Genomic DNA, 19,929 nt, shown 5'->3' with positions numbered 1-19,929 from the left:
TGGATTTGATACTCTGATCCTTATTTTTGTGCTAATTTTTGATAATAGATTAGTGACGCTGGATCCATTCTTAAATCCTGTGCAAGAGTTTTGTCACTATCATTTGGATGTTGATTGAGGTAGTTAACGACGAATGCTTGGTATAGTGATTTGGGATTAAGATTCATTGCTAGGTATTCACTATCTGGCTTTAAGTATTTGTGAAGACCTGCAGATGTAATATGGCAGTCTGGAGCGATTCTTTGCTTTAAAAAGAGGTCCTTTGAATGATGACGAATTTGAAGCGGGGTAACAAATTTTTGAAAATTAGATAAAAAGGATTTTTCTTCAGGTGAAAATTCAACGTGGTTTAATTCATGATAAAAGCCAGGCAAGAGAAACTCTGAAGATTGGTATCCCTTACTGATAAGTAACAGCGTCATTCTAGTGTAGTAGTGAACCTCAGGATCTTCGAGGATAGTTGATAAAGAATAGATCCACTTGGTAATGTATGAATTATGTTCGTTTTTTTCCTTACTTTTAATGTTAATTGTAGGAAGATGAGTATTAAGGTGGTTGTTAAATAAGAATTTAAAGTAGACGTTGATCTGAGATAAAACCTTGTTATAGGTATTGTTTCCGTTATTACGCTTAGAAATGATCATATCTAGATATTGCTCGATGTCTCGATCAAAGATTTGACTAACTCGGTGATCCGCTTGGTATCCCACGTTAAAATTAGATAAATAATTAAAAAGATCCGATAAGGTTTTGGAATACTCTCGAATGGTTACATTTGAGAGTTCTTTTTTTCTTAGATAACGTTCAAAATGATCTTGATATGGATAATTGTTACTCATGATTTGTCTCCTGTAATAAGTTACTTTAACTTAATCATAACACAAGAACCAGACACAAGCCTAACTTTTATATGATAATTTTGGTAGAATGAAATCAGTGAAGGTGTGTGGATCATGAAAATAGACAACTTACCAAGTGAATTTGATGATGCTAGAAGGGTTCTTCAGACAATTGAAGAATCGGGATTTCAAGCTTATTTTGTTGGCGGATCAGTCCGTGACACTATTTTGCATGCACCAATTCATGACGTTGATATCGCAAGTAGTGCGTATCCTGAAGAAATTAAAACCATTTTCAAGAAGACAATTGATACTGGGATTGAACACGGAACCGTCACGGTGGTGCATGATGGTCGATCTTATGAAATCACGACGTTTCGGACTGAATCAGGATACCAAGATTATCGGCGTCCCGATCAAGTTACCTTTGTTCGATCACTTGAAGATGATTTAAAGCGTCGTGATTTTACTATTAATGCGCTTGCCATGAAAGAAAATGGTGAAATCATTGACTTGTTTGGTGGCTTAAATGATTTAAGAAATCATCTAATTAAGGCTGTTGGAGATCCAGAACAACGTTTTAATGAGGATGCTTTACGAATGATGCGTGCTGTTCGCTTTGCTAGTAAACTGGATTTTGCAATTGAAAAGAACACTTTTAACGCGATTAGTAAACATAGTTATCTATTAAAAAAGATTGCTGTGGAACGAATTAACGTGGAATTTGTAAAGATGATGCTAGGGATGGCTCCTGGCAAGGGGCTTAAACAGATGATCCAAACGAATTTAATTAAGTATGTTCCCGTCTTGGGTGATTATGTTTCTGAAATAGCTAGGTTAGGGTCACGTCCCATTTCAGAATACATTAATAACGAAGTTCAGGTCTGGTCCTTAATTGCATGTCAGTGCGAATTAAATAGTGAACAGATTGGACATCTGATGAAGAGTTGGAAGGGATCAAATAGGTTAACCGAGAACGTTAAATTAACGGTTAAAGCAACTTACAAGATTGTAAGTGATGTTTTAGATCCAGTAACGTCGTATAAAGTTGGTCGCATCAATCTTGATAACGCATGTCAAGTAGCCATGACCTTAGGTAAGGTAGTCAATATTGGCCAAATAGAAAATGAATATGATCGCCTTCCGATTAAAAGTAAAAGTGAACTAAAAATTAACGGTAAAATGTTGATTGATAGAGGTTTTAAACCAGGTCCATTATTAGGAAATGTTCTTAATCAACTGGAACGTTCCGTTATAAGTGGCCAAATTAAAAATGATTCAGATTCACTACTTTCTGCATCGAAGCAAATAAATAATGATTAAAAATAATTGGAGCAGATATTGTGCAAACATTAAAAGCAGAAAACTTGACGAAGACGTATGGTGAAAAGACTTTATTTAAAAATCTTGACTTTATTATCAATGAACATGACCGAATTGGATTAATTGGAACGAATGGAAGTGGTAAATCGTCCCTTTTAAACACTATTTCTGGAATTGATCATGATGTTAATGGGACAATTACCACTTCTAAGTCGTACACAATTGGATACCTAAAGCAGGTTCCAGATTTAGATGAAAACCTAACCGTTATTGACGCTGTTTTTGCTGGTGATCAAAAGATTTTTAAAATCATCAGATCCTATGAACATGCACTTAAAAATTACTCTAAGCATCCAGAAAATTCAGATTTTGAAAAAAAGTTTGAGAATGCAGAAGCAAAAATGAATGAAGAGGATGCCTGGACGGCGGAAGTGAACGTTAAAAACATCCTTAATCAACTGAAAATTACCGATTTAGATCAAAAGGTGGGTAGCATGTCGGGTGGCCAGCAGAAACGAGTTGGATTAGCTCAGGTTTTAATTCAGTCACCTGATTTACTTTTATTAGATGAACCTACCAATCACTTGGATTTTGACTCGATTGACTGGTTGGAACGGTTTTTGAGTAAATACAAGGGAGCTTTAGTATTTGTTACCCATGATCGTTATTTTTTGGATCAAATTGCTAATCAAATATGGGAATTATCATTTGGTAAACTTTATAAGTATCCCGGTAATTATCAAGATTATGTCCAGAGGAAGGCTGAACTTGATGAAGAGCAAGAGGCTGCCTCTCATAAGCAGCAACGGCTTTACAAACAAGAGTTAAAGTGGATGAAAAAAGGCGCTAAAGCTCGTTCCACTAAGCAACAAGCACGAATTAATCGATTTAACGATTTAAAAGCTGATGTTGATCAGGGCAATCCAATCGATGAAGATGTCGATATCACAATGGGTCAAAAACGGCTTGGTAAAAAAGTGATTGACATTAAACACGCTAACTTAACAATTGCTCATAAGCCAATTCTAAGAGATTTCAGCATGTTAATTCAAAATGGTGAACGAATCGGAATTAGTGGTGAAAATGGTGCCGGGAAATCAAGCTTTTTAAATGTAATTGCTGGAAAGCTTCCACTTCAGTCCGGTACCATTGATATTGGTGAAACCGTTAAAATGGCATATTATACACAAAAAATGGAGAAAATCCCGGAAGACAAACGTGTTATTAGTTATTTAACTGATATCGGTGAAAATGTGGTTGATAAGGATGGAAATAAGGTTAGCGTTACTAATTTATTAGAACAGTTCCTTTTTCCTAAATTTATGCATGGAACTTTGATCCGCAAGCTTTCAGGTGGAGAAAAAAGGCGCCTTTATTTACTGAAATTATTGATGGAGCAACCAAATGTGCTTCTTCTTGATGAGCCAACTAATAATCTCGATATTGGGACCTTAACGGTTTTAGAGGATTACATCAAGCACTTTAATGGGACAACGATTACAGTATCTCATGATCGTTACTTTCTTGATAAAGTAGCTGATCGATTATTGATTTTTGATGGGAATGCTAAAATTGAGCGTTATACTGGTCAATTTACTGATTATCTACAAAAAATGAAAATGCAAAGGAAACAGGTTCATCATGATAGTAAGAGCCAAACCAATAGCCGATTAGATGAAGCTAAAGATAGCACTTCCGAGAAAAAAAGCACGAAATCGAAAACCAAGTTAACGTATGCTGAAAGAATTGAGTGGGATAAGATCGATGGCAAGATTAATTCTTTAGATCGCCAGACTAAAGATGTAAAAAAACAGATGCAAGAAAATAGTTCGGATTACGATAAGTTAGCAGAGTTACAACGAAATCTTGATGAATTAAATCAGAAATCGGATCAATTAATGAACCGATGGGAATATTTGAGCCAGTACGTTGATGAGTAGTTGTTTTTATTAAAAAAGGAAGAGATTAAAATGTTAGAGGATGCATATTTAAATCTAGAACGTTACGTTTTAGATAATGGTCACAAAAAATCAGATCGAACTGGTACCGGAACTATTAGTACCTTTGGTTATCAAATGCGTTTTAACTTACAGGACGGCTTTCCACTTTTAACCACTAAGGCGGTTCCCTTTCGGTTGATTAAATCAGAATTACTCTGGTTTTTGCGGGGTGATACTAACATTCGTTATTTACTTAAACATAATAATCATATTTGGGATGAATGGGCGTTTGAAAAATGGATTAATTCTGATGAATATCATGGACCAGATATGACTAATTTTGGTTTGCGTTCACAAAGTGATCCCGAATTTAATGAAGAATACCAAAAGCAGAAGAAAATATTTTGTGAACGAGTTTTAAATGACGATGATTTTGCCAAAAAATATGGCGATCTAGGCTTGGTTTACGGAAGCCAATGGCGTAACTGGAAAACGAGCAATGGTAAGGCCATTGACCAGATTAGAAATGTTATTAATACCATTAAAACTAATCCTGATTCCAGAAGAATGATTGTGAGTGCTTGGAATCCAGAAGATATTCCTGGTATGGCTCTTCCACCTTGTCATGTAATGTTTCAGTTTTACGTAAACGATGGCAAGTTAAGTTGCCAATTGTATCAGCGTAGTGGTGATATTTTTTTGGGAGTTCCATTTAATATCGCAAGTTATGCTTTACTTACTAGTTTAATTGCCAAAGAGGTCGGATTAATTCCTGGTGACTTTGTCCATACGTTGGGTGATGCTCATATTTACAGTAATCACATTGATCAAGTCAAAGAGCAGTTAACGAGAAAGCCACACCCAGCTCCACATCTATGGCTAAATCCCAATAAGGAAAGTATTTTTGATTATGATATGGATGATATTAAGGTGGTTGATTATCACCACGACAAGCCAATTAAAGCGTCAGTGGCAGTATAGGAGATTATTATGTTAGCTTATATTTGGGCAGAATCAAGTGGACATGTCATTGGAAAAGATGGTAAATTACCCTGGCACTTGCCGGATGACATGCAATTTTTTAAACGTAATACGATCGATCATCAAATTCTAGCTGGTAGAACCACGTATGATAGTTTTAAAAGACCATTACCAAGACGCAAAAATTTGGTTTTGACTCACCGCCCGCAGAGTGATTTTCCGAGTGGGGTTGTGACCTTTAAAACGGTTGATGAATTTTTGAAGTATGCAAAAAGATACCCTAATGAAATAATTTTTGTGGTTGGTGGAACGTCTGTATTTGAAGATTTGTTGCCGTTTGTTGATTATCTGTATCGCACTAGTATCAATCATGATTTTGATGGGGATGTTAAAATGATTGATATTGATTATTCTCAATTTGAATTAGAAAAGAAGATTTCTGGAAAAGTTGATGAACATAATGTTTATCCGCATACTTTTGAGATATTTAAGCGTAAGAAATAAGAGGTAAGAAATTGAGAAAAAGTTTTTATGAATTTTTAATGACTAGAAGACATCCAGGGAGTTCCGATCCGATTGCGGAGTTTGCTAATAATGCGTTCTTTGATCAATTATTTCCAAAGCAAGAGGATAATTTTGAAAGGCTTTCTAAGTACTTGGAGGAAAATGCTGGTTATTTACCATCCATGACAATTTTTGATGATGCATGGAAAGAGTATCTTGCCTACCTCGATTAACGATAAAGGAGCAGTAAATGGGAAGTAATATACAATGGTTTCCTGGACACATGGCGAAAGCTATTCGTCAGTTTGAGGAAAATGTCCACGTTGTTGATATTATTTTTGAATTGGTTGATGCAAGGATTCCGTATTCATCGATTAATCCAGAGATTAAGCGAGTATCAGGTAGTAAACCACGCTTGTTTATTTTAACTAAATCTGATTTAGCTGATCCAAAGATGACTAAAGAATGGTTAGATTACTTTAATAGTACGGGATTATCGGCCATCTCAATCGATTCAAAATCACGTGGGGTCAGAAATAAGATTGAGACTGCTGCTCGGAAAGTTCTGAAGGATAAGTTAGAGCAATCGCAAGCAAAGGGCCTAAAGAAAGACATCATTAAAGCTATCTGTGTGGGAGTTCCGAACGTAGGCAAGTCAACTTTGTTGAATCAGTTAGTTAGTAAAAGATCAGCAGCGGTTGGCAATCGTCCGGGAGTAACTAAGGGTCAACAATGGTTAACCTCCAGTAAAACGATGGAATTATTGGATACTCCCGGAATATTGTGGCCAAAGTTTCAAAATCAAGAGATTGCTGATAAATTAGCGTTAACGGGAGCAATTAAGGAGAGTATTTATCATCCTGATGATATTGCTTTATTTGCGCTTCATTTTTTTCGTAGTCACCACAGCAACGAGATCTTGAAACGTTATCATTTGGGTCCGTCCGATTTAAACTTAAGTGACGTTGATTTATTACTTAAAATTACTGAAAAAGTTGGAATGAAAGACGATTACGATCGGGCCAGTGTCAGGATTATTAATGACGTTCAAAAAGGGAAAATAGGACGTTTTACGTTAGATTCCCTTGAACTGGTGGAAAGAAATGAGCATGGTAATGACGATTAGAGAAATTTCTGAGCGGTTTGCTAACGTTGATGATGTTAGTGATCCGCTTTTTGTCCGCTTTGGGGATGATCCACGAATTGGAGTTCAAAGAATTATTAAGAGAACGTTGAAGCGAATTAATACCCAGGCCGAGAAAAAACGTGACTTTTTAACCAGATTTAAATATGAAAAAGAAATATGGCAACGCGGGGTGAAGTATATTGCGGGCGTTGATGAAGTTGGCAGAGGGCCGCTTGCTGGTCCAGTAGTCGCTGGTGCGGCAATTTTACCAGTTGACTTTGATCTTATTGACGTCAATGATTCCAAAAAATTAAGTGATGAAAAAAGACGGGAACTAGTTCCAAAAATCAAAAAAGAAGCGATTACTTACAACTGTTTTGCAGTTTCAAGTCAGATGATTGATCAAGTCAATATTTATGAAGCAACTAGAATTGCCATGAAAAACGTAATTAGTAAGTTAGATCCACAGCCAGGTCATATTATTGTGGACGCCATGACAATTGATGACAGTATCCCGCAGACTAGGTTGATTAAGGGAGACTCAAAATCAGTTAGTGTTTCTGCTGCTAGTATTCTTGCTAAGGTTTTTCGAGACGACTTAATGAATGAATATGCTCGTAAGTATCCTGGATATGGATTCGAACGGAATGCGGGTTATGGGACAAAAGAACATTTACGAGCTTTAAATGAACTTGGTCCGACCCCAATTCATCGCAAGACTTTTTCACCAGTATTAAAAACAATCAATCATTAATTTACGTATTTATCCATAGACAAACCAGGAGGTAGAAAATGGATAAACGGAAATTATTGCTTAGAATCAAGTTATGTCATGGGATTGGGATTAAAGGAGAAGCAATTCTTGCACGGTGGGTTAAGGGGACTTCAGTTGAAAACATGTCTTTATCTGAGGTTGAAGGTGAATTAATCAATCTATTAAAACGTCATCATTTGCAGACAACGAAGTTTAAGAATTCATTTTTAAGTAGTGAGTTAGAGCGATCTTTTCGTTTGAACCAAAAGTGTCATTGGATGACCATTCTTGATGATGGTTATCCTGAACAACTTGCTGATATTTATTGTGCGCCAATTGTGCTTTTTTACGTTGGAGATGTGTCGTTGCTTACAACACGTTCGATTTCTGTGGTAGGTGCACGACAGTGTACAAATTATTCAATTGCAGCAATTAAGGAAATTATTACACGTCCAGTACTTAAAAAGTTTACGATTGTGTCTGGTCTGGCTAAGGGAGTTGATTGTTTAAGTCATCAGTGCGCTTTAGCACATGATGGCCGTACCATTGCGGTGATTGGAACAGGCCTCGACCGTTTTTATCCCGCTGAATGTACGCAGCTTCAGGATAATTTGATGAGAACCAACCTGGTTATCAGTGAGTATCCATTAGGAAGTAAACCCTTAAAATACCATTTTGTGGAACGAAATCGCATCATTGCTGGTCTTTGCGAAAAATTAATTGTTGTTGAGGCAAAGCAAAGGTCAGGAAGTTTAATTACTGCTAGTTTGGCTTTGACCGAAAATCGGGATGTCCTTGCCATACCAGGTAATATTACTTCTCCACTTTCTAAGGGTTGTAATCAACTAATTGCTTCTGGAGCACGTCCTTGTTTGAGTGATAATGATGTTTTGGAAGATTCTTTAGTTTGACAGGTCTTTAAAACTGCAATATGATATGGAAGAAATTTAAACGGAAATTATCATGTATTAATGAAGAAAAAATAACGAGGATAATTTTAATGGCCACAACTTCTGTAGCAAAGACAAAGAAAACAACTAAAACAAAAAAACGTAAAGCAAGTTCAAGAAAGAAAAAATTAGTGATTGTCGAATCGCCAGCTAAGGCAAAGACGATTCAAAAGTATCTAGGAAGTACCTATAAGGTCGTAGCAAGTAAAGGACACGTTCGTGATCTCCCTAAGAGTAGGATGGGCGTGGACATTGAAGACGATTTTAAACCTGATTACATTTCAATTAGGGGGAAGGGTGACGTAATTAAAATGCTAAAGTCTGAGGCTAAGAAGTCGAAGATGATTTATTTAGCATCTGACCCTGACCGTGAGGGTGAGGCAATTGCCTGGCATGTTTCTCACGTATTGAATCTTGACGTTAATGATCAAAATCGGGTGGTCTTTAACGAAATTACCAAAGATACCGTTAAGGATGCTTTCAAACATCCAAGAACGATTGATATGAATCTCGTGGATGCTCAACAAGCACGTCGGGTTTTGGATCGATTAGTGGGATATTCAATTTCTCCACTGCTTTGGAAAAAAGTAAAAAAAGGATTAAGTGCCGGACGGGTGCAGTCAGTGGCATTGTGGTTAGTGATTGATCGGGAACGTCAAATTAGAAAATTTGAGCCAGAAGAATACTGGACAATTGATTCTGAATTTAAGTCTGGGCGTTCAAAGTTTAAAGCTAGTTTCTACGGTCTTAATGGCAAGAAAGCGAAACTTGCGAATAATGATGATGTGCAAAAAGTTTTAAAACAAATTGATCCAAAAGCTGATTTTGATATTACAAAAGTCACTAAAAAAGAACGACGGAGACAACCAAACGCACCATTCACAACCAGTACTCTTCAACAAGACGCCAACCGGAAATTAAATTTTAAGACTGGACGAACAATGATGGCTGCCCAGCAACTTTATGAGGGAATTAATATTGGCAAAGAAGGAAGCCAGGGTCTCATTACTTATATGAGAACTGATTCAACAAGAATCTCATCAATTGCTAAGCATGAGGCAGCTACCTTTCTTCATGAAAAGTATGGGGCAGAATACTCTGCTAATAAACCAATTAAGGGGAAAATGCCAGAAGGCGCTCAGGATGCGCACGAAGCAGTCCGACCTACATCTGTTTATCGGACTCCTGCAAACATTAAACAATATCTTACTAAGGATCAATATAAACTTTACAATTTAATTTGGTCACGATTTGTAGCTAGTCAAATGACTCCAGCAATTATGGATACTGAAACAGTAACCATTGAACAAAATGGTGTAACGTATCGTGCTAACGGCTCAAAGATGAAATTTGAAGGTTTTTTGAAAGTCTATTCAAATGGGAAAGAGAAAGATAATATCTTGCCTGATTTAAATAGTGGTGACACCGTTAAATTATCTAAAAATAATCCAGACCAACACTTTACTCAACCACCAGCTCGATACACTGAAGCCAATCTGATTAAAACTTTAGAAGAGAATGGAGTGGGACGTCCATCTACCTATTCGCCAACATTAGGTACAATTCAAAAACGTTATTACGTTAAACTAGTTGGAAAACGGTTTGAACCAACCGAACTCGGCGAGATTGTGAATAAAATTATTGAAGAGTACTTTCCTGACATTGTCAACGTTGATTTTACGGCTGATGTCGAAGGAAAATTGGATGAGATCGAAGAAGCTAAAGAAAAATGGGTTGAAGTTGTAGATCACTTCTATCAACCATTTTCAAAAGAAGTGGACCATGCGGAACAACTTATGGAAGATGTTCAAATTAAGGATGAATTAGCCGGGTTTAACTGTGAGATATGTGGTGCACCGATGGTTGTAAAGATGGGGAAGTATGGTAAATTTTACGCTTGTTCACGCTTTCCAGATTGTCGCAATACTCAAGCAATTGTCAAAGAAATTGGGGTAACTTGTCCGAAGTGTAAGAAGGGCCAAGTTATTGAACGTAAAACAAAAAAGAATCGGTTGTTTTATGGGTGTTCACGTTATCCTGAATGTGACTTTGTTTCATGGGATAAGCCAATTGGACGAGATTGTCCAAAGTGTGGTCATTTCTTGGTTGAAAAAAAGGTTCGTGGTGGCATGCAAGTTATTTGTCCAAACGGCGATTATAAAGAAGATATTCAGAAATAATTAAAATAGCTGTTCCTCGGAACGGTTTTATTTATAAGGTAAAATGTAAAAAGTTACTTTAACTTAGGAAAAACAAATGCAAAACAAAAAACTAATCGAACTATTCGTAAAATATATTGTAAACGAACGTCAATATTCAAAAGACACGGCTAAAGCTTACGAAGACGATCTTGAGGAATTTAATGTATTTCTACAGACGTCAGGAAATGCTAAAAGCTTTAAAAATATCGACAATTTTGACGTTGAAGTTTTCTTAGGTACTTTGCACGATAGAGGAGATGAGAATAGCACCATCGCTCGTAAAATTTCTTCATTAAGATCTTTTTTTAATTTTTTGCTAAACAATGAACTAATTTCGGACAATCCGTTTGAATATGTTCACATAAAAAAGCATAATAAGCATTTACCAAGATTCTTTTATCAAAAAGAATTAGACATTCTTTTTAAAACAGCCGCAAGTAATCAAGACAAACGAATTGCTACTCGTGACAGTGCCATTCTCGAGGTTCTATACGGGACGGGAATGAGAGTCAGTGAGTGCTCCAATCTTGATATTAACGACATTGATTTTGATAATCGAATCATGCTTGTTTTAGGTAAGGGAAACAAGGAACGTTATCTGCCATTTGGAAGGTATGCTAAAAGTGCTATTTTACGATATATGGAGAAATGCCGAACGCCAATTATGCGTAAATATCATAAAGACCATCTTTACTTATTTATCAATCAGCATGGTGATAAACTGTCAAGCCGCGGTATTGAATACATTTTAGATGGAATTATGAAAAGAAGTGGTCTTAATAGTTCAATTCATCCTCACATGCTTCGTCATACATTTGCCACTCAAATGTTGAATAATGGAGCTGATCTTAGAACTGTTCAGGAATTGCTTGGTCATTCTGATTTATCTACAACCCAAATTTATACTCATGTTACTAAAGAAGGACTACTTAAGAACTACCAGAAGTTCTTTAAGCGTCCTGATGAAGATAATCCAAACTAACTTTTGAAGGGAATTTAATTATGACAGTAAAATTTGAAGCTACCACAATTTGCGCCATCAGACATAATGGTCACGTTGCACTAGCTGGTGACGGTCAAGTTACTATGGGAGAAAAAGTTATCATGAAGGGAACCGCACATAAAATCCGTCGGATCTTTGATGGGAAAGTTGGAGTCGGTTTTGCTGGAAGTGTTTCTGATGCATTTAACCTAGAAGAAAAGTTTGAAAAAAAGTTGAAAGAATATAGCGGCAACTTAAAAAGAGCTTCAGTAAAATTAGCTCAAGAATGGCGCGGCGATCAACAGTTACAAAAACTTGAGGCCATGCTAATTGTTGCCGATCATGATAATTTGCTTTTAGTATCTGGTTCAGGAGAAGTAATTGAGCCAGACGATGATATTTTAGCAATTGGATCTGGTGGTAATTTTGCATTAGCAGCAGCCACTGCAATGAAACATAAGGCGCCTGAAATGTCAGCTGAAGAAATTGCCAAAGCTGCTATTAACATTGCTGCTGACATTGATATTTTTACTAATCACAATGTAATTTCTGAAGAACTATAAACCGAGGTATTAATTAATGACAAAAGAAGAACAAATGACACCAAAAGAAATTGTTTCCCAATTAGATAATTATATTGTTGGACAGGACGATGCTAAGAAGTCTGTAGCAATCGCGTTGCGTAATCGTTACCGTCGTCTTCAATTAAGCCCACAGATGCAAGAGGACATTACTCCTAAAAACTTATTGATGATCGGTCCCACTGGAGTTGGTAAGACAGAAATTGCACGTCGTTTGGCTAAGATTGTAGACGCTCCATTTGTCAAAGTAGAAGCAACCAAATTCACTGAAGTTGGATACGTTGGTGGAGATGTTAATTCAATGGTTCGTGATTTAGTTGAGAGCTCAGTTCAAATGGAAAAGAAAATTGAGTTTAAAAACGTTAGACGTGAAGCTGAAAAGAAGGCGAATAAGGACTTGGCTGAGATCATTTCACGCGAAGAAAACCACGTAGATGATCCAGAAGCAATCGCAAATAATGATAAAAAATTAGAAGATACGGTTAAAGAACTTAATAAAGCATTTAAGAAGGGGAAACCAATAGATCTATCTTGGTTAACTCAAAAAGATCCCTTCATGGATAATGACGAAAAGAATAAAATTAAAAATGATGCCGATCAAATTTTAAATCAAATTGAAAATGGCGAGTTAGAGGACCATGAAGTTAAAATCTCCATTGATGACCCAGCGACTGCACTAAACGCGGACAACAGCAAAATGGAACAAATGGGAATTAACTTGCAGGGATTAGAGAGTATGCTGCCGAAGAAGCAAGTTGAAAGAGTCCTTCCGTTAAAAGAAGCTCGTGAAGCATTAATCAATCAAGAATCAGAAACACTAATTGACGATGCCAAAGTGAATGGCTCAGCAATTAAACGTGCCGAAAATACCGGGATTATTTTTATAGATGAAATTGATAAATTGACTGGTGGAAACAAACAAACTCGTGGAGAAGTGTCAAGAGAAGGTGTTCAACGAGACATTTTACCAATCGTTGAAGGTGTAAATGTAAATACTAAGTATGGAGTCATAAATACCAATCACATCTTGTTTATCGGTTCCGGTGCTTTTGCTGATAGTAAGCCTTCAGATTTAATTCCTGAACTGCAAGGTCGATTCCCAATTCGAGTAGAATTAAATGATCTAAGTAAGAATGACTTTGTTAAAATTTTAACTGAACCGAGTGATGCATTAATTAAGCAATATGTAGCATTAATTGGGACGGATAATATTAAAGTAACTTTTACTAAGGAAGCAATTGAAAAAATTGCTGATATTGCATATTCTGTTAACCATGATACTGATAATATCGGGGCTAGACGGCTTCACACAATTCTAGAAAAATTACTTGAAGATATTTTGTATGAAGGACCAGATATGCATATGGGTGATATTACGATTAACCAACAATACGTTGAAGACAAAGTTGGTAATCTTGCGGCTGATGAAAATATAGCACGATATATTTTATAGTTTCTACATTTTGTGAAATAATATATAAAGAAAGGGAGGGATTAAATTGCCAGTTACACTAAAAAATGATTACTTAACGGTTCGAATTAATCAAAAAGGTGCTGAGATTGTTTCGGTTAAGGATCAAAGCGGTACTGAATATATTTGGGGTGCTAATAAAAAGTACTGGAAGCGTCATGCACCGATCTTGTTTCCAATCGTTGGTCGACTTCAAGATGATGATTATATTTACGATGGAAACAGTTATCATATGTATCAGCATGGTTTTGCTAGAGATAGTGAGTTTGAGATCGAATCTCACAACCAAACCGAAGTCAATTTTATGTTGCATTCGAGTGCGGCTACTAGAAAGATTTATCCCTTTAACTTTAATTTATCCATTCACTATGAGCTAGATGAACACACCATTGCGGTTGAAATGGTAGTAGAAAATATCAATCCAGATCCAATGTATTTCTCATTAGGAGCTCATCCAGGATTCAACGTCCCATTGTTTCCTAAGAAAGAAACATTTGATGATTATTCGGTCTCGATTGCTCCAAAGCATGACTATAAAACTGTTAGAATTGATCAGAATGGATACAGTAATATTAAACATCCAATTGAAAAAACGCTGAACAATCCACTACAGTTAAATCGTGACCTATTTATTCATGATGCAAAGGTGCTTGATGTATCTGATAATGAGCAAACTACCGTTATGCTCCAATCAGATGTCACCGAGCATGGAGTCGCTTTGACTGCTTACGACTGTAAGTACATTGGTATCTGGTCAACTTATCCTAAAAATGCTCCCTTTGTGTGTTTAGAACCATGGTGGGGAATTGCTGATGAGGAAGGCAGTACTGGATTTTTAAAAGATAAGGCCGATATAAGTAAACTTGACCCGAACGAAAGCTTAAATGCTAATTTTGATATTACTTTCTTCTAAATAAGATTAAATTAAATAAGGGACACTCGTTGAGTGCCCCCTTATTTATGCTGTTTTTTTGAAGGAATGGATTTCTTTACGTATTTTAAGTACCAGTAATAAAGACCAAACGGAACGAGATTTTCATCTCCATGAATAATCTTAATGATGTTGTTACGGTGGCGATAGAAAGTAAAGATTGTTAAACAAATTGCTAGAATTGTCAGTGCTGGATCGTTTTCAAATAATGATGCAATAACAATAATGGTAAAGCCTAGCATACTAGCAAGACTTACCATACTAGTAACAAAGATACAGATAATCCAAGTTCCGGCCGCAATGCAGAAAAAGACGAAGTTATATGCCCAAAGCATCCCGGCACTAGTTGCAACTGCCTTACCACCACGAAAATGATCAAAAATTGAATAAGTATGGCCTAAGATCGCTGCCAGTCCAAAAATGAGTGGGTACCATGAATGGATTCCAAACTGCATTGGTAACCAAGTAGCAATGGCGCCCTTAGCAATATCAAGAATCATCACAATGGTTCCTGCAAACCATCCTAGTACCCGATAAGTGTTGGTAGCGCCAATATTTTTGGAGCCATGTCGTCTAATGTCGATATGAAAAAATACTTTGCCAATCCAAATTCCGTTGGGAATTGATCCCAATAAATAAGCAAAGATTAGGAGAATAATAAATTTAACCATATCTTCCTCCGTATTATTAATGTAATATATAAGTCCCAAAAGTTTATTTTATCATTAAAAAGATGATTTTAAAATTTAGTTTGGAAAAATGAGCTAACTTTAAAACGTCTTTGCAATCAAGTTTAAATAGGTTATTATTAAAAACGATGACTAAAAGAAGGAGTCTTTCCTAATGACACAGGCAAAAAAGCAAGAGTATGATGACTCTTCAATTCAAGTTTTACATGGTTTAGAAGCAGTTCGAAAACGACCTGGTATGTACATAGGTTCTACTGATTCAAAGGGATTGCACCATTTAGTTTACGAAATTGTTGACAATGCAGTCGATGAAGCGTTAGCTGGCTATGGTGATGAAATCAACGTTACCATTCACGAAGATGATAGTATCACAGTGGTTGATCATGGGCGTGGTATGCCAACTGGAATGCATTCTTCTGGAAAACCAACTCCTGAAGTAATTTTAACGGTTCTTCATGCTGGTGGGAAATTTGGCCAAGGAGGATATAAAACTTCGGGGGGATTGCACGGAGTTGGGTCAAGTGTTGTTAATGCACTTTCAACTCATTTAACGGTTCAAATTGTCCGTAATGGTACTCTTTATCAAGAAGATTTTAAAAACGGTGGGCATCCTGTTGGAACCCTAAAAAAAATTGGAAAAACCAATAAACATACCGGAACGACTGTCACATTCAAACCTGATCCGGACATCTTTACTACTACAACTTATAATTATGATATCTTGGCAGAACGGCTTCGTGAGTCTGCCTTTTTGTTGAAGGGCGTTAAAATAACGCTTAAAGATGAAAGACCCGGAAAGATTCGTGAAGATGAATTTCAGTTCAAAGATGGGATTAAGGAATTTGTTGACTATCTGAACGAAGGCAAAAGTACACTTGGAAAAGTTATGTATTTCGATGGGAAAAAAGATGGCATTGAAGTTGAAGTTGCTGCTCAATACAATGACGGCTATACCGAAAATATGCTTTCATTTGTTAATAATGTTAGAACTAAAGATGGTGGAAGTCATGAAGCCGGCTTTAGAAGTGCATGGACAAAGTCTTTTAATGAGTATGCCCGTAAAGTCGATTTATTAAAGGACAAGGACAAAAATCTGGAGGGAAACGATGTTCGTGAGGGGTTAACTGCTGTCGTAGCGTTAAAAGTACCTGAAGAACTGCTCCAATTTGAGGGTCAAACTAAAGAAAAATTGGGAACCCCGATTGCAAGGTCAGTTGTTGATAGTGTTGTTTCAGAACAATTACTCTACTACCTCATGGAAAACAGTGATTTTGCTAAAACTTTAATTAAAAAGGCCACTAATGCGCGCACAGCGCGTGAGGCAGCTAAAAAGGCTCGGGAAGAGAGTCGACATGGTAAAAAGAAAAAGAAACGCGAACGACTCCTTTCTGGGAAACTGACTCCTGCTCAGTCAAAAGATACGAGTGAAAACGAATTATTTCTAGTTGAAGGAGATTCGGCCGGAGGCTCTGCTAAGCAAGGACGAGATCGAAAACATCAAGCAATTTTACCGTTACGTGGTAAGGTTCTAAACACTGAACGTGCTAAACTTCCCGATATTATGAAAAATGAGGAAATTAGTACGATTATCTACACAGTAGGAGCGGGTGTAGGAACTGATTTTAAGATCGAGGAATCAAATTATGACAAAATTATTATCATGACAGATGCGGACGATGATGGTGCCCACATTCAGATCCTCCTTTTAACTTTCTTCTATAAATATATGCGGCCAATGATTGAAGCAGGTAAGGTATATATTGCGTTACCGCCACTTTATAAATTGCAACATGGTAAAGGGAAGAGATCCAAAGTAGAATATGCTTGGACCAATGAAGAACGTGATCAAGACATTAAAGATTTTAAATCAGGATATTCGTTACAGCGTTTCAAAGGTTTGGGCGAGATGAACGCGGATCAATTATGGGAAACTACGATGGATCCTGCCAAAAGGACTTTAATTCGAGTTCGAATCGATGATGCAGCTGATGCAGAACGACAAGTATCAACTTTAATGGGTAATAAAGTAGAACCACGTCGAAAATGGATTGAAAATAACGTTCAATTTAATCTCGAAGAAGACGGAAGTATTTTAGATAATACTGAGAAAAATTAGCTTGGAGGTGATGAAATGGCACATAGATCTAAAATTAAAGATTTAACTCTTTCAGAAGTTATGGACGAACGGTTTAGTCGTTATTCTAAATCAATTATTCAAGAGCGAGCATTACCAGACGTCCGTGATGGGCTTAAACCCGTTCAAAGACGGATTTTGTATGCCATGAATAAGGATGGCAATACTTCTTCTAAGGGATTTAGAAAAGCAGCTAAATCAGTTGGTAACGTCATGGGTAATTTTCATCCTCATGGCGATAGTTCAATCTATGAAGCTATGGTTCGTATGAGTCAAGACTGGAAACTACGGGAACCGTTGATTGAGATGCACGGAAACAATGGTTCAATGGATGGTGACCCTCCAGCAGCCATGCGTTACACAGAAGCTCGCTTAAGTAAAATATCAGATGAAATGTTGCGGGATATCGATAAGGATACCGTTGATTGGGTTTTAAACTTTGATGATACGGAGTATGAACCTGTCGTTCTTCCTTCTAGATTTCCTAACTTACTAGTAAATGGTGCTACTGGAATTTCAGCGGGATATGCCACCGAAATTCCACCACACAATCTCGGTGAAGTAATTGATGCGTTAATTTATCTACAAAAGCATCCAAATGCCACACTTGATAGTCTAATGAAGTACGTTAAAGGACCAGACTTTCCAACCGGCGGAATCATTCAGGGACTTGACGGAATTAAACAGGCCTACGAAACTGGTAAGGGACGCATCATGATCCGTTCTAAAACTTCAATCGAAGCATTACGTGGAAATAAACAGATGATCAAGATAACCGAAATTCCTTATGAAGTTAACAAAGCCCAGTTAGTTAAACAAATTGATGAGGTTAGAATTAACAAAAAAATCGATGGAATTGCCGAAGTAAGAGACGAATCAGATCGTGAAGGATTAACGATTGCAATTGAATTGAAACGGGACGTTGATAGTACTAGTATCTTAAATTACTTGTTCAAAAATACTGACCTGCAAATTTCGTATAACTTTAATGTCGTTGCTATTAGCAATATGGCACCAAAAAGGCTTTCTCTAAAAGAAATCTTAGTTGCTTACTTGGATTATCAACGCGATGTTATATCTAAAAGAACTAAATTTAATTTAGATAAAGCCAACGCACGACAACACATTGTCTTGGGTTTGATTAAGGCATTATCAATCCTAGACCAGGTGATTAAAACCATTCGTGCTAGTAAAGATAAACAAGATGCGCGAAATAATTTAATTTCTGAATACGACTTTTCCGAAAAACAAGCGGATGCGATTGTTGCCTTACAATTGTATCGTTTAACTAATACAGATGTTACTGAATTAAAAAAAGAAAACGCTGATTTGGCAGCTAAAATTGCTGAATATGAGACTATTTTAGCAAGTCCAGATGAACTTGACTCTGTTTTAAGAAGCGAACTTAGAGATATTGCAAAACGTTACCGTAATCCACGTCGTACTAAAATTGAAGACAAAATTCAAAATCTGGAAGTTAGTGAGGAAGTTACGCTTCCGGACGAAAATGTAATGGTAATGGTAAGTAATGATGGTTATCTAAAACGCAGTAGCCTTCGCTCATTTAATGCGTCTGAGATCACTGATAACGGCTTAAAAGACGATGACCATGCCGTTTACCTAAATGAATTAAACACTCGTGATTCGCTGTTTATGTTCACTGACAAGGGTAATATGATTTATCGCCGTGTTTATGAAGTCGAAGACGTCAAGTGGAAAGACACGGGAGAACATATCTCAAGAATGAATGGGCTTGATGCCAATGAGAAAATCATTGCGGTATATGACTTCTCTGATCTAAGTAAACAAGATGGTGAATTTGTAATTACAACTAGTGCTGGCCATATTAAGCGCACTGAATTTAGTAAACTACTTCCCAGTCGTACCTATAAAAGTCGCGCTGCAATGTATGAAAAATTGAAGGGACCGCTATCAAAAGTAGTCAATGTCTCATACAATCGGGTTGAAGATCCTGGTAGTGTCTTATTGATGACAGAAAAAGGAATGGCACTTAGATACGACTTACAGGAAGTTTCATTGAATGGTCCGAGGACTACAGGAGTGAAGGCAATTGGTTTGGCTGATGATGATCACGTCATTAACATGCAATTTGTAAATGATGAGTCTGAAATTGGAGTTGTTTTCCAAAATGGGAACTTTAAAAAGATGAGAGTAAGCGACATTCCAGTGACTAGCCGCGCACGAAAGGGAATTAAAGTCTTAAAGGAATTTAAAACCAAAAGTAATCTGTTAGCTGATTTTATCAAAATTGATTCTAGTGATGAAACGCTTAAAATTTATACTGATCACGCGACTTCACACGAAGTGGTCTTGGGTGACTACGGAACATCTGGTCGTTTGTCAAACGGATCGTCCGTAATGAATACGAAGATGATTGGAACTCCAATTTTGATTGCTCATGACACTTTAAAACAATCTCAAGTTGATAATTTGCTATAGTAAATATAGTGATTTCGTGATAATATACACAATATAATAATAAATGTTAGTGCGAGGTATTAG

17 protein-coding genes are annotated in these 19,929 nt (G+C 36.7%); 15 read left to right on the top strand and 2 right to left on the bottom strand.

The genetic code is table 11. The features are described from left to right. Positions 1 to 20 precede the first annotated feature (20 nt). Entirely contained in the window at positions 21 to 839 is an 819-nt protein-coding gene (locus AC6UC9_RS02940; protein WP_500701092.1) for a site-specific integrase, read from the bottom strand. A gap of 114 nt (positions 840 to 953) precedes the next feature. On the opposite strand from AC6UC9_RS02940, the gene AC6UC9_RS02935 reads away from it, so the two are divergent. The 13 genes from AC6UC9_RS02935 to AC6UC9_RS02875 all read left to right on the top strand — a co-directional run bounded on the left by AC6UC9_RS02935 (position 954) and on the right by AC6UC9_RS02875 (position 14,565). Next, entirely contained in the window at positions 954 to 2,162 is a 1,209-nt protein-coding gene (locus tag AC6UC9_RS02935) for a CCA tRNA nucleotidyltransferase (protein ID WP_500701091.1), read from the top strand. 20 nt (positions 2,163 to 2,182) lie between these two features. Then, entirely contained in the window at positions 2,183 to 4,102 is a 1,920-nt protein-coding gene (locus AC6UC9_RS02930) for an ABC-F family ATP-binding cassette domain-containing protein (RefSeq protein ID WP_500701090.1), read from the top strand. 30 nt (positions 4,103 to 4,132) lie between these two features. Next, the gene (locus AC6UC9_RS02925; protein WP_500701089.1) at positions 4,133 to 5,083 is read left to right on the top strand and encodes a thymidylate synthase; all 951 of its coding nucleotides are present in this window, start codon (positions 4,133 to 4,135) and stop codon (positions 5,081 to 5,083) included. Positions 5,084 to 5,092: 9 nt separating this feature from the next. Continuing rightward, positions 5,093 to 5,587 carry a dihydrofolate reductase gene (locus AC6UC9_RS02920; protein WP_500701088.1) on the top strand — a complete coding sequence of 165 codons (495 nt, stop codon included), beginning with the start codon at positions 5,093 to 5,095 and terminating at the stop codon, positions 5,585 to 5,587. 11 nt (positions 5,588 to 5,598) lie between these two features. After that, on the top strand, positions 5,599 to 5,820 hold the full coding sequence (locus tag AC6UC9_RS02915) for a YozE family protein (protein WP_500693772.1): 222 nt from the start codon (positions 5,599 to 5,601) through the stop codon (positions 5,818 to 5,820). 17 nt (positions 5,821 to 5,837) lie between these two features. Beyond that, the gene (ylqF, locus tag AC6UC9_RS02910; RefSeq protein WP_500701087.1) at positions 5,838 to 6,713 is read left to right on the top strand and encodes a ribosome biogenesis GTPase YlqF; all 876 of its coding nucleotides are present in this window, start codon (positions 5,838 to 5,840) and stop codon (positions 6,711 to 6,713) included. Further along, entirely contained in the window at positions 6,703 to 7,467 is a 765-nt protein-coding gene (gene rnhB / locus AC6UC9_RS02905) for a ribonuclease HII (RefSeq protein WP_500701086.1), read from the top strand. Before ylqF ends, rnhB begins: the two co-directional genes overlap by 11 nt. A 38-nt stretch (positions 7,468 to 7,505) precedes the next feature. Then, positions 7,506 to 8,378, top strand: a complete 873-nt coding sequence (dprA, locus tag AC6UC9_RS02900; protein WP_500701085.1) for a DNA-processing protein DprA — start codon at positions 7,506 to 7,508, stop codon at positions 8,376 to 8,378. An 89-nt stretch (positions 8,379 to 8,467) separates the two neighbouring features. Beyond that, a complete protein-coding gene (gene topA / locus AC6UC9_RS02895; RefSeq protein ID WP_500695636.1) occupies positions 8,468 to 10,597 on the top strand; it encodes a type I DNA topoisomerase in 2,130 nt (709 codons plus the stop codon). Positions 10,598 to 10,673: 76 nt separating this feature from the next. Further along, positions 10,674 to 11,600, top strand: a complete 927-nt coding sequence (gene xerC, locus AC6UC9_RS02890) for a tyrosine recombinase XerC (RefSeq protein WP_500693767.1) — start codon at positions 10,674 to 10,676, stop codon at positions 11,598 to 11,600. A 20-nt stretch (positions 11,601 to 11,620) separates the two neighbouring features. Beyond that, positions 11,621 to 12,163, top strand: a complete 543-nt coding sequence (gene hslV / locus AC6UC9_RS02885; protein WP_500695638.1) for an HslVU peptidase proteolytic subunit — start codon at positions 11,621 to 11,623, stop codon at positions 12,161 to 12,163. 16 nt (positions 12,164 to 12,179) lie between these two features. Then, complete coding sequence (gene hslU, locus AC6UC9_RS02880) at positions 12,180 to 13,634, top strand: ATP-dependent protease ATPase subunit HslU (protein ID WP_500701084.1); 1,455 nt, start codon at positions 12,180 to 12,182, stop codon at positions 13,632 to 13,634. Positions 13,635 to 13,680: 46 nt separating this feature from the next. Beyond that, complete coding sequence (locus tag AC6UC9_RS02875) at positions 13,681 to 14,565, top strand: aldose 1-epimerase family protein (RefSeq protein ID WP_500696681.1); 885 nt, start codon at positions 13,681 to 13,683, stop codon at positions 14,563 to 14,565. 41 nt (positions 14,566 to 14,606) lie between these two features. Here AC6UC9_RS02875 and plsY read toward each other — a convergent pair whose 3' ends face one another. Next, positions 14,607 to 15,254 carry a glycerol-3-phosphate 1-O-acyltransferase PlsY gene (gene plsY / locus AC6UC9_RS02870; protein ID WP_500693763.1) on the bottom strand — a complete coding sequence of 216 codons (648 nt, stop codon included), beginning with the start codon at positions 15,252 to 15,254 and terminating at the stop codon, positions 14,607 to 14,609. 172 nt (positions 15,255 to 15,426) lie between these two features. Here plsY and parE point away from each other — a divergent pair, with 172 nt between their 5' ends. Next, positions 15,427 to 17,388, top strand: a complete 1,962-nt coding sequence (gene parE, locus AC6UC9_RS02865; protein WP_500693762.1) for a DNA topoisomerase IV subunit B — start codon at positions 15,427 to 15,429, stop codon at positions 17,386 to 17,388. A 15-nt stretch (positions 17,389 to 17,403) separates the two neighbouring features. Continuing rightward, positions 17,404 to 19,866 (top strand): DNA topoisomerase IV subunit A, encoded by a 2,463-nt coding sequence (gene parC, locus AC6UC9_RS02860; protein WP_500701083.1) that lies wholly within the window; start codon positions 17,404 to 17,406, stop codon positions 19,864 to 19,866. Positions 19,867 to 19,929 lie beyond the last annotated feature (63 nt).

The sequence above is a fragment of the Fructilactobacillus sp. X7R4C1 genome, assembly GCF_059901115.1.
This window is presented reverse-complemented; position numbering and strand designations above follow the sequence as displayed.